This window comes from Rhodoplanes roseus (assembly GCF_003258865.1).
Lineage (GTDB): Bacteria > Pseudomonadota > Alphaproteobacteria > Rhizobiales > Xanthobacteraceae > Rhodoplanes > Rhodoplanes roseus.
This window is the reverse complement of record NZ_NPEX01000140.1, coordinates 1-11,747: the sequence shown is the minus strand read 5'-3', so window position 1 is coordinate 11,747 and position 11,747 is coordinate 1. Positions and strand designations below refer to the sequence as shown.

General features: G+C 69.6%; 7 protein-coding genes. 3 read left to right on the top strand and 4 right to left on the bottom strand.

Going from position 1 to position 11,747, the window contains the following annotated elements; all coding sequences use genetic code 11:
* The 4 genes from CH341_RS18770 to CH341_RS18755 form a co-directional block, all read right to left on the bottom strand.
* On the bottom strand, positions 1 to 400 hold a 400-nt coding region (locus tag CH341_RS18770; protein ID WP_111420524.1), incomplete at its 3' end, for an endonuclease domain-containing protein.
* Between the two features lie 102 nt (positions 401 to 502).
* On the bottom strand, positions 503 to 2,473 hold the full coding sequence (locus CH341_RS18765; RefSeq protein WP_111420520.1) for a protein meaA: 1,971 nt from the start codon (positions 2,471 to 2,473) through the stop codon (positions 503 to 505).
* Between the two features lie 98 nt (positions 2,474 to 2,571).
* Complete coding sequence (locus tag CH341_RS18760; RefSeq protein ID WP_111420519.1) at positions 2,572 to 2,820, bottom strand: GlsB/YeaQ/YmgE family stress response membrane protein; 249 nt, start codon at positions 2,818 to 2,820, stop codon at positions 2,572 to 2,574.
* A gap of 114 nt (positions 2,821 to 2,934) precedes the next feature.
* On the bottom strand, positions 2,935 to 4,146 hold the full coding sequence (locus CH341_RS18755) for a glycosyltransferase family 87 protein (protein WP_170149706.1): 1,212 nt from the start codon (positions 4,144 to 4,146) through the stop codon (positions 2,935 to 2,937).
* A 185-nt stretch (positions 4,147 to 4,331) separates the two neighbouring features.
* Here CH341_RS18755 and ccrA point away from each other — a divergent pair, with 185 nt between their 5' ends.
* The 3 genes from ccrA (at position 4,332) to CH341_RS18740 (ending at position 11,668) form a co-directional block, all read left to right on the top strand.
* Positions 4,332 to 5,609 (top strand): crotonyl-CoA carboxylase/reductase, encoded by a 1,278-nt coding sequence (gene ccrA / locus CH341_RS18750; protein ID WP_111420517.1) that lies wholly within the window; start codon positions 4,332 to 4,334, stop codon positions 5,607 to 5,609.
* A gap of 313 nt (positions 5,610 to 5,922) precedes the next feature.
* Entirely contained in the window at positions 5,923 to 8,652 is a 2,730-nt protein-coding gene (locus CH341_RS18745; protein ID WP_170149705.1) for a phosphoenolpyruvate carboxylase, read from the top strand.
* A 292-nt stretch (positions 8,653 to 8,944) separates the two neighbouring features.
* Positions 8,945 to 11,668 carry a phosphoenolpyruvate carboxylase gene (locus tag CH341_RS18740; protein WP_111420515.1) on the top strand — a complete coding sequence of 908 codons (2,724 nt, stop codon included), beginning with the start codon at positions 8,945 to 8,947 and terminating at the stop codon, positions 11,666 to 11,668.
* Positions 11,669 to 11,747: the final 79 nt, after the last annotated feature.

Below are 11,747 nucleotides of genomic sequence, written 5' to 3'. Positions count from 1 at the left end.
GATGCCGCGTGTTCTTCAAGATCCTCGGCTCGGCGTCGCGGCCGCCGTGGAGGGCCGCGTAGATAACGTCGAGCACACCCTCGACGTTACCGATCACGTCGTTGTTCCAGAAGCGCATGACCCGGTAGCCTTCGGCCTGTAGCCACCGCGTCCTCACCTCGTCGCGACGGCACCCCTCGTCTTCACCGTGCTGAGAGCCATCAACCTCGATGACGAGGCGCGCCGCCATGCAGGCGAAGTCGACGACATAAGCTCCGATCGGCACCTGCCGCCGGAAGTGGCTTCCCTTGGCCTCCAAGCGGCGCAGGTGACGCCAGAGGATCAGCTCCGCGTCGGTGGCATTCTTCCGAAGCCGTCGGGCGGTCTCGCGTCGAAACCGGTCTATTGGAGTCTGGGCCATCGCCGCTTCACCCCACCCCGGTCGCAGGCTTCGCCTGCGCCCGACCCTCCCCCTCCAGGGGAGGGTAACGGGCGTGCTCCATCACGACCACCCTGCCGTCTTTCACGCCGCCTTGTCGGACGCCGCCTCTTCGACGATCCGCACGACGTCGGTCATGATGCGGTTGAGCTCGAAGTCCTTCGGCGTGTAGACGGCGGCGACGCCGGCCGCGAGGAGGGCCTTGGCGTCGTCGGGCGGGATGATGCCGCCGACCACCACGGGCACGTGCGAGGCGCCGGCCTCGCGCAGCTTGGCCAGAACCTCGGCGACCAGCGGCATGTGCGAGCCGGACAGGATCGACAGGCCGACCACGTGCACGTCCTTGTCGCGCGCCGCCGTCGCGATGTCGGCGGGCGTGAAGCGGATGCCCTCGTAGACGACGTCCATGCCGGCGTCGCGGGCCCGCACCGCGACCTGCTCGGCGCCGTTGGAATGGCCGTCCAGCCCCGGCTTGCCGACCAGGAACTTCAATCGCCGCCCGAGCTTGCGCGAGACGCGGTCGACCTCGGCGCGCAGCTCGTCGATGTTCTTGGCGTCGTTGCGGGCGGCGTGCGAGACGCCGGTCGGTGCGCGATACTCGCCGAAGCCTTCGCGGAGCACAAAGCCCCACTCGCCCGTGGTGACGCCCGCCTTGGCGCAGGCGATCGAGGCCGGCATGATGTTCTGCCCGCTGCGCGCGGCGCGGCGAAGCTCGGCCAGCGCCTCGGCGACGGCCGCCGCATCGCGGGCCTCGCGCCAAAGCTTCAGATTGGCGACCTGCTCGGCCTCGATCTCGGGCGGGATGGTGATGATCGAGCCTTCGCCGGTCGGCAGCGGCGACGGCTCGGTCTCGACGAAGCGGTTGACGCCGACCACCACCTGCTCGCCCGCCTCGATCTGCTCGAGCCGGCGCGAGTTGCTCTCGACGAGCTGGGCCTTCAGATAGCCGGTGTCGATCGCCCCGACGGCGCCGCCCATCTCGAGAATCCGCCGCAGCTCGTCCTTCGCCTCGACCTTCAGCTCCTCGACCTTTTTCGCGACCTCGGTCGAGCCCGCAAAAATATCGCCGTACTCGAGGAGATCGCTCTCATAGGCGAGAATCTGCTGGGCGCGCAGCGACCACTGCTGATCCCACGGCGTCGGCAGGCCGAGCGCCTCGTTCCAGGCCGGGAGCTGCACGGCCCTGGCCCGCGCCGACTTCGACAGCGTGACGGCCAGCATCTGCAGGAAGATGCGGTAGACGTTGTTCTCGGGCTGCTGCTCGGTGAGGCCGAGCGAGTTGACCTGCACGCCGTAGCGGAACAGCCGTTGCTTGGGGTCGGTGACGCCGTAGCGCTCCGCCGTGATCTCGTCCCACAGCTCGCAGAACGCCCGCATCTTGCAGATCTCGGTGATGAACCGCATGCCGGCATTGACGAAGAACGAGATGCGGCCGACCACCTCGCCGAACGTGTTGCCCTCCATCTCGCCCGAGGCCTTCACGGCGTCGAGCACGGCGACGCCGGTGGCCAGCGCGAAGGCGAGCTCCTGCACCGGCGTCGCGCCGGCCTCCTGCAGATGGTAGGAGCAGACGTTCATCGGGTTCCACTTGGGCATCTCGCGGGTCGTGAACAGGATCACGTCGCGGATCAGCCGCATCGAGGGCGCCGGCGGGAACACATAGGTGCCGCGCGACAGATACTCCTTGATGATGTCGTTCTGCGTCGTGCCCGAGAGCTTGGCGCGCGGCACCCCCTGCTCGTCGGCCACCGCGACATAGAGCGCCAGCAGCCAGGCCGCCGTCGCGTTGATGGTCATCGAGGTGTTCATGGCGTCGAGCGGGATGCCATCGAACAGCGTGCGCATGTCGCCGATATGCGAGATCGCCACACCCACCTTGCCGACCTCGCCACGGGCGAGCGCGTGGTCGGAGTCGTAGCCGGTCTGGGTCGGCAGATCGAAGGCGACCGACAGGCCGGTCTGCCCTTTGGCGAGGTTCTTGCGATAGAGGGCGTTCGATTCGCGGGCGGTCGAATGGCCCGCATAGGTCCGGATGATCCACGGCTTGTCGCGCATCGAGGACGCTCCCTGAGAAAAGGACGTTTCTTGACTGTCGGCAATGATTGCGTCACGCCGGGCCGGAGCCCGCGCGGACGAGCGCGGCCGCCGTCCGGCTAACGCCGGATCAGTCCGGCCAATACGAGCAGAATGACGGCGCCGATCACGGCATGGAAGACCGCGCGGAGAAAGCCGCCGCCGGCCGCGATCCCGAGCAGCGGCAGCAGCGACCCGGCGATGGCGGCGCCGACGATGCCGATGGCGATGTTGCCGATCAGACCGAAGCCCGCGCCATGGACCAGCTTGCCGGCGATCCAGCCGGCCAGCGCACCCACGATCAGCCATACCAGCAAGGACAAGCCCATTGGTCGGTCCCGGTCCGAAGGCGCGCCGCGCGCGTTCCGTGTTGCACCGCAGAAGCGAGCATAACGTGCCGGTCCGGCACTGTCAGCCCGGTACCGCGCAGAAAAGCTGCGACTTTAGGCGACAGGCCGGACGGACGGGAGCACGCCGAGCCGGCGGGCGATCAGCATCAGCGTGATCACGGCACCGAGCATGCCGACCGGCACGCCGGCGACCGGCAGCACCACGAAGGCGATGGCGATGACGGCGAGGCCGGTCCGCTCGAGCGGCAGAAAGCCCGATCTCAGCGCGGCGCGCAGCACGAAGGCCAGCGCCACCGCCAGGATCGTGAGGTCGTAGAGATAGACATAGGGCGTCGCGAGCAGCACGCCGGTGGCGAGCGCCGCGGCCTTCATGTCATACGGAATTCTCTCATTTCGCCAGATCAGACAAATAACCACCGCCGTGAGACCGGCGAGCCCGATCTGCAGGCTCCAGGCGAGGCCGGCATTGCCGCCGAGCAGGCGCACCAGTGCGAACAGGCTCTGGAACTTGTGGAATTCCTGGTTCGTGCCGGACAGCAGGGCGTCCGATGTGAGCGGCAGCCAGTGCAGGAAGGCGGCCCACGGCGCGACACCGAACACCATCACGGTGACGATACCGAGCACGACCGCCGTCGCGGCTGCCGCCGCGATCGCGGTCCACCGTCCGGTGACCAGCAGAACCAGCGGAAACAGCACGCCGTATTGCGGCTTGTAGGTCAGCAGCCCGAGGCAGACGCCGGCCGCGACCGGGTGCCGTTCGAGAGCGAGGAGCGTGCCGCCGACCAGGGCGGCGGTGAAGAAGCCGTTCTGCCCCGGCACCAGATTCGGCACGATCACCGGAAAGGCACCGGCGGCGAGCCAGCCGATGCGGTCGCCGACGATCGCCCGCACGGTCGCGGCATAGAGCGGCAGGGTCGCGGCCATCCAGGCGACGAAGGCGGCCCAATAGGGCAGCATCGCCAGCAGCGCCGCGACCAGCAGGAAGGGCGGCGGATAGTGCCAGCCGTAATAGGCCGGCACGGGGCGGCCGAGCAGGGTATCCTCGGCGGCCCGGTGAAGCGTCCAGTCCCAGGCCGCCGCCGGGTCGCCGGCGAGCGCCAGCTTGCCGGCCGCATAGACCATCACGAAATCGGTGTGGACAGGCGCGCCGGACGGGTCGACGATCCAATCGCCGGAGGTCAGCACCATCGCCATGTAGCTGAGATTGGCGATCAGCAGCGCGAAGCAGACCAGCCGCACGGCCTCCAGCCCGGCGACGGGGGGCACGGCGGTCGGTTCGGAAACGGGCGAGGCCGGAGCGGCCATGATCACATCCATATGACGGGCACGCGCGGGGCCGGCTCCGGACCATGCCCCCTCCGAATTGACGAAGCCCTAAGCCCTGCGCCGGGCCTTGCGACCATGCTACTTATTGCGACGCGATATCCGGTGATGCACACTCGTCCGGTTTACGGGCGGACCAGCTATTTTTGACCGGCGGAGGACGTCCCATGGCGGCCGTGACGAAGCTCAGATCATCGAACGAGCCCAAGGATCTGTACGAGATCGGGGAGATCCCGCCGCTCGGCCATGTCCCGGCCAGAATGTACGCCTGGGCGATCCGCAAGGAGCGCCACGGCCCGCCCCAGGACGCCATGCAGATCGAGGTGGTGCCGACCTGGCAGCTCGGCGACGAGGACGTGCTGGTCCACGTGATGGCCGGCGGCATCAACTACAACGGCGTCTGGGCGGCGCTCGGCCAGCCCGTCTCGGTGCTCGACGTCCACAAGAACCCGTTCCACGTCGCCGGCTCGGACGCCTCCGGCATCGTCTGGGCGGTGGGCAGCAAGGTGCACCGCTGGAAGGTCGGCGACGAGGTGATCGTCCACTGCAATCAGGACGATGGCGAGGACGAGGAGTGTAACGGCGGCGACCCGATGTTCTCGCCGACGCAACGCATCTGGGGCTACGAGACGCCGGACGGCTCGTTCGCCCAGTTCTGCCGGGTCCAGTCGCGCCAGCTCCTGCAGAAGCCGACCCATCTCACCTGGGAGGAGGCGGCCTGCTACACGCTGACGCTCGCCACCGCCTATCGGATGCTGTTCGGCCACCCGCCGCACATCCTCAAGCCGAGCGACAACGTCCTGGTGTGGGGCGCCTCGGGCGGCCTCGGCGTGTTCGGCGTGCAGATCTGCGCGGCCGCCGGCGCCAACGCGATCGGCGTCATCTCGGACGAGACCAAGCGCCAATACGTGCTCGACCTCGGCGCCAAGGGCGTGATCAACCGCAAGGACTTCAAGTGCTGGGGCCAGATGCCCCAGGTCAACACGCCCGAATACGAGGCCTGGACCAAGGAGGCCCGCAAGTTCGGCAAGGCGATCTGGGACATCACCGGCAAGAAGGACGTCGACATCGTCTTCGAGCATCCGGGCGAGGCGACCTTCCCGGTCTCCTGCCTAGTGGTGAAGCGCGGCGGCATGGTGGTGTTCTGCGCCGGCACCTCGGGCTTCAACATCACGTTCGACGCCCGCTATGTCTGGATGCGGCAGAAGCGCATCCAGGGCTCGCACTTCGCTCATCTCAAGCAGGCCTCGGCGGCGAACAAGTTCGTGCTCGACCACCGCATCGACCCGTGCATGAGCGAGGTCTTCCCCTGGGCCGAGATCCCGCTCGCCCATCACATGATGTGGCAGAACCAGCACAAGCCCGGCAACATGGCCGTGATGGTCAACGCCCCGTCGCGCGGGCTGAAGACGTTCGAAGACGTGCTGGAGGCGGTGGGGCAGTAAGGGCAATTCGCGCGCCTGATCGTTTCCGACGATCGATATTGGACGAGAGACCAGTCATTACGACCTCCGACGCGTCATGCCGGGGCCCTGCCTTTCGGCACAAGGTCGTGCGGCGCGAATGCGGGGAATTAGAAGACTTCGTCATTCCGGGGCGCGGGCGAATCCCGCGAGCCCGGAATCCATAGTCCCGGTGCCGTTTGCTTCAAGAACACAGGGCTTATGGGTTCCGGGCTCGGCCCTGCGGGCGCCCCCTGAACGACGAGTGATTTTACAAAGTTTTCGCGACGGCGAAGCACCGCCACCTTGGATCACCATGGACAATCCCGAGCTCGTCCGCGACGATTTCGCCAAATGGTCGGCTGATTTCGCCGACCTGCTGGCGCTGTTCTGCAAGGTCATCGACGAGTATCGGCCGGCGACCGGCGTCGCCGATTTCGTGCGCTGCTGCTTCACCCCCGGCCGGAGCGTGCAGCCACCCGGCCCGGACGGGTTCGGCTCGCTCGAACGCTGCCAGGGCCTGTCGATCGCCTTCCAGCTCCTCAACATCGTCGAGGAGAACACCACCAACCAGATGCGCCGGCGCGCCGAGGCGCGCCGCCACGAGCGCGAGCCGGGCTTGTGGCGCAACGATCTCGCCGATCTGGTCGCGCGCGGCTGGTCGGAGGAGCGGATCCGCGACGCGATCGCCTCCACGGTCTTCGAGTCGGTGCTGACCGCGCACCCGACCGAGGCCAAGCGGACCACGGTGCTGGAGCATCACCGCGCCATCTATCTGCTCCTGCTGGAGCGTGAGACCCGCTCGTTCACCGACATCGAGCTCGGCATCCACCAGCAGCGGCTGGAGGCGGCGCTGCAGCGGCTGTGGCGCACCGGCGAGATCCAGCTCGACCGGCCGGCGCTCGACAGCGAGATCCGCACCGTCATGCACTACATGGGGTCGGTCTTCCCGGACGTGGTGGAGCTCCTGGACCTGCGCTTCCAGCGGGCCTGGCGCGACGTCTTCGCGTCGGCGCCGCCGCCGCTGCCGCGGCTCGGCTTCGGCACCTGGGTCGGCGGCGACCGCGACGGCCATCCCGGCGTGACGCCGCAGGTGACGGTGGCGATGCTGGAGCGGCTCCGCGGCGGGGCGCTGACCCTGCTGCAGTCCCGCCTCACCGGGCTCGCCATGAAGCTCAGCCTGGCGGGCTCGACCGACGACGTCCCGCCGGTGTTGCGGGCGCGGCTGGAGACGACCGCCGCCCTGCTCGGCGAACCGAGCCGCGCCGCCTTCGAGCGCAATCGGCACGAGCCGTGGCGCCAGATGGTGAACCTGCTGATCATGCGGCTCGAGCGGACCAAGACGGGGCCCGATACGCCCGGTGCCTATCGTTCGCCCGACGACCTGGTCGACGACCTCGGCGTCATCGAGGCGGCCCTGGTCGAGGCGTGCGCCCCGCGTGTCGCCGAGACCGACGTGCGGCCACTGGCTGCCCAGGTCCGCACCTTCGGCTTCCACTTCGCCCGCCTCGACATCCGCCAGAACAGCGCCTACCACGATCGCGCCATCGCCGGCCTGCTCACCGCCGCCGGCTGCGCCCGCAGCGATTTTCCGGATTGGAGCGAGGCCGAGAAGCTCGCCTTCCTGGACGCCGAGCTGAAGAGCCCGCGGCCGTTCACCGGCATCCACATGGCGCTGAACAGCGAGGCCGACACCACCGTGAGGCTCCTGCACGGGCTGCGGGAGCACATCCTGCGCTACGGTGCCGACGGGCTCGGGCCGCTGGTGGTCAGCATGACGCGCGGCGTCGCCGATCTGCTCGCCATGTATCTGTTGGCCCGCGAGGGCGGGCTCCTGGTCGACACGCCGGACGGCCGCGCCTGCCTGCTGCAGGTGGCGCCGCTGTTCGAGACCATCCACGACCTCGACGCCTGCGACACCATCCTGGACGCCTTCCTGGCCCACCCGCTGACCAGGGCGACCCTGGAGCTGACCCGCAAGCGCGACGGCAAGGCCGAGCCGGAGTTCAGCGTGATGCTCGGCTACAGCGACAGCAACAAGGACGGCGGCATCTTCGCCAGCCACTGGGGCCTGCATTTCGCCGAGAAGCGGCTCGCCCGGGTCGGCCGCGAGCACGGCGTGCGGCTGGAGTTCTTCCACGGCCGCGGCGGCACCATCGGGCGCGGCGCCGGGCCGACCCACCGGTTTCTCGACGCGCTGCCGGTCGGCACCCTGCGCGGCCGCCTGCGGGTGACCGAGCAGGGCGAGATGATCTCGCAGCAATACGCCAACCGCGTCACCGCGACGTTCCATCTGGAGCGGCTGCTGGCCGGCGTGGTGCGGACCTCGATGCTGCACGAGGCCGGCCCGGCCCCGCCGCATCCGCTGCGCGGCTTGTGGACCGAGGTGGTCGACCAGAGCCTGTCGGCCTATCGCGGGCTGGTCGAGGCGGAGGGGTTCATCCCGTTCTTCCGCGCGGCGACGCCGATCGACGCCATCGAGCAGGCCCGCTACGGCTCGCGCCCGTCGCGCCGCTCCGGACAGGCGAGCCTCGCGGATCTGCGGGCCATCCCGTGGGTGTTCTCGTGGGGCCAGGCACGCTTCCACCTGCCCGGCTGGTACGGCGTCGGCAGCGGCCTGGGATGGCTGGCGCGGGAGCGTCCCGAGGGCTTTCAGGCGATCCGCGAGGCCCTGCCCGACTGGCCGTTTCTGAACTATCTGCTCCACAATGTGGAGGCGAGCCTGCTGGCCGCGGACCCCGAAATCATGGCGCTCTACGCCTCGATGGTCGACGACGTGCGGCTGCGCGACACCATGCTGACCCGCATTCTCGACGAGTACCGGCGCACCCGCGAGAGTGTCGCGGCGCTGTTCACATTGCCCGTCACGGTGCGCCGCCCGCGCTCCCTGCGCACCCACGAGCTGAGGGCGCGCGGGCTCACCTGGCTGCACCACGAGCAGGTGCGCCTCCTGCGCGCCTACCGGGCCGCGCCGAACGAGACGACCCTCGACGCCCTTCTCCTCACCGTCAACGCCATCGCCATGGGCCAGAAGACGACGGGGTGAGCCTGTTTCCGGTTGATCCCAATGCTGGTCATTCCGGGACGGCGCGACGCGCCGGACCCGGAATCCAGCCAAAAGTGCCGAGTGGACCGCTGGATTCCGGGTTCGCACCTTCGGTGCGCCCCGGAATGACGGCGAACTGACTTTCCGGAACGCGCACGAGGCTTCTCGTCGTCGTCGAGCGGTATCGAGAAGCGAGTTGCTGGCACGACGCCTGCATGTGACGATCCGCCACCCCCGGGCCGCTGCCGTGTCCGAATTCCCTCGGACCGGGCCGCCGCCGCAGACGAGCCCCATGGACGCCCCTGCCCGTCTCCGTGACGACTTCGCCAAATGGTCCGCCGACTTCGACGGGCTCCTGGACGCCTTCTGCGCCGTGGTGGAGGAGCATCGGCCCGCCGCCGGCGTCGCCGGCTTCGTGCGCGACTGCTTCTCGGCGGACGCCGAGGTGCCGCCGCCGGACGCCGGCCAGAACGGGGCGGTGGCGCGCTGCCAGGCCCTGTCGATCGCCTTCCAGCTCCTCAACATCGTCGAGGAGAACACGGCGAACCAGATGCGCCGGCGCGCCGAAGGACGGCGCCACGAGCGCGAGCCCGGCCTGTGGCGCCACGACCTCGGCGATCTCCTCGCCCGCGGCAACGACGAGCCGAAGATCCGCCGCACGCTGGCGACCGCGTCGCTCGAGCCGGTGCTCACCGCGCATCCGACCGAGGCCAAGCGGGCCACGGTCCTGGAGCATCACCGCGCCCTCTACCTGCTGATGCTGGAGCGCGAGACGCGCTCCTTCACCGACATCGAGCTCGGCATCTATCGCCAGCGCCTGAAGGCGGCGATGCAGCGCCTGTGGCGCACCGGCGAGATCCTGCTCGAACGCCCCGACGTCGAGAGCGAGATCCGCACCGTCCTGCACTACATGGAGACGGTGTTCCCGGACGTCGTCGAGCTCCTGGACCTGCGCTTCCAGCAGGCTTGGGAGGACACGTTCGGCAGCGCGCCGCCGCGGCTGCCGCATCTCGGCTTCGCCACCTGGGTCGGCGGCGACCGCGACGGCCATCCGTTCGTGACGACCGAAGTCACCATGTCCATGCTGGCCCGGCTGCGCGCCGGCGCGCTGGCGCTCCTGCACGCAAGGCTGGCGCAGCTCGCGGTGCGGATCAGCCTCGCCGCGGCCGCCGACGAGGTGCCGGCGCTGCTGCAGCAGCGGCTCGACGAGACCGCCCGCCTGATCGGCGAGGAGAGCGGCCCGGCGCTCGCCCGCAATCGCGGCGAGCCGTGGCGCCAGATGGTGAACCTGCTGCTGATCAGGATCGCCCGCACCCGCGACGGCGCGCCCGGCGCCTATGCCGGCGCCGCCGACCTGGTCACCGACCTCGAGGTGCTGGAGACGGCGCTGGTCGCGGCCGGCGCCAGCGACATCGCGGCCGCCGACGTGCGGCCGGTGACGGCGCAGGCGCGCGTCTTCGGCTTCCACTTCGCCCGCCTCGACGTGCGGCAGAACTCCGGCTTCCACGACCGCGCCGTCGGCGGGCTGCTCGCCGCCGCCGGCAACCGGCGCACCGACTATCCGGACTGGAGCGAAGCCGAGAAGCTGTCCTTCCTGGAGCGCGAGCTGGCGACGCCGCGCCCCTTCACGGGCGACCATACGGCGCTCACCGGCGAAGCCGAGGCGACCGTGTCGCTGCTGCGGGCGCTCCGCGGCCATTTGCTCCATCACGGGCCAGAGGGACTGGGGCCGCTGGTGATCAGCATGACGCGCAGCGTCTCCGATCTGCTGACGCCCTATCTGCTGGCGCGCGAGGCCGGCCTGCTGATCGACACGCCGCTCGGCCCGGCCTGCATGATCCCGGTGGTGCCGCTGTTCGAGACCATCGGGGATCTGGCGCATTGCGACACGATCTTCGACGCCTTCCTGGCGCATCCGATCACCAAGGCGACGCTGGAGCATCTGCGCCTGCGCGACGGCAAGGCGGCGGCCGAGTGCATCGTGATGCTGGGCTACAGCGACAGCAACAAGGACGGCGGCATCCTGGCCAGCCATTGGAGCCTGCACCTCGCCGAGGAGCGGCTCGCCACGGTGGGCCGCGCCCACGGCATACGGGTCGAGTTCTTCCACGGCCGCGGCGGGACCATCGGGCGCGGCGCCGGGCCGACGCACGCGTTCCTGGAGGCGCTGCCGGCCGGCAGCCTGACCGGCCGGCTGCGCGTCACCGAGCAGGGCGAGGTGATCTCCCAGCAATACGCCAACCGCGTCACCGCAACGTTCCATCTCGAGCGCCTGCTCGCCGGCGTGGTGCGCACCACCATGCTGCACGAGGCCGGGCCGAATCCGCCGCACCCGCTGCGCGGCCTGTGGCAGGAGGTGGTCGACCAGAGTCTGTCGGCCTATCGGCGGCTGGTCGAGGCCGACGGCTTCATCGACTTCTTCCGCGCCGCGACGCCGATCGACGCCATCGAGCAGGCCCGCATCGGCTCACGGCCGAGCCGGCGCACCGGCCGCGCCACGCTCGCCGATCTGCGCGCCATCCCGTGGGTGTTCTCGTGGAGCCAGGCGCGCTTTCACCTGCCCGGCTGGTACGGCGTCGGCAGCGCGCTGGAATGGCTGCAGCGCGAGCGTCCGGACGGTTTCGAGAAGATCCGCGAGGTGCTGCCGCGCTGGCGCTTCCTCGGCTACGTGCTCCACAATGTCGAGGCGAGCCTGCTGATGGCGAACCCGCTCGTGATGAAGCTCTACGCCTCGCTGGTGGACGACGCCGACCTGCGCGACCGCATGATGGCGACGATCCTGGCCGAGCAAGAGCGCACCCGCACCGCCGTGGCGGCGCTGTTCCCGGCGGCGGCAGAGGAGCGCCGGCCGCGCTTCCTGCGCACCATCGAGATGCGGGCCCGCGGCCTCACCTGGCTGCATCACGAGCAGGTCGCGCTGCTGCGCCGCTACCGCAAGGCCCCCGACGAGCCGACGCTCGACGCCCTGCTGCTCACCGTCAACGCCATCGCCATGGGCCAGAAGACGACGGGGTGAAAGAGGATCTGCGATTCCGTGCGCTGCGGCTGACGCGGCACACCTCCCCCTGGAGGGGGGAGGTCGGCGGACGAAGTCC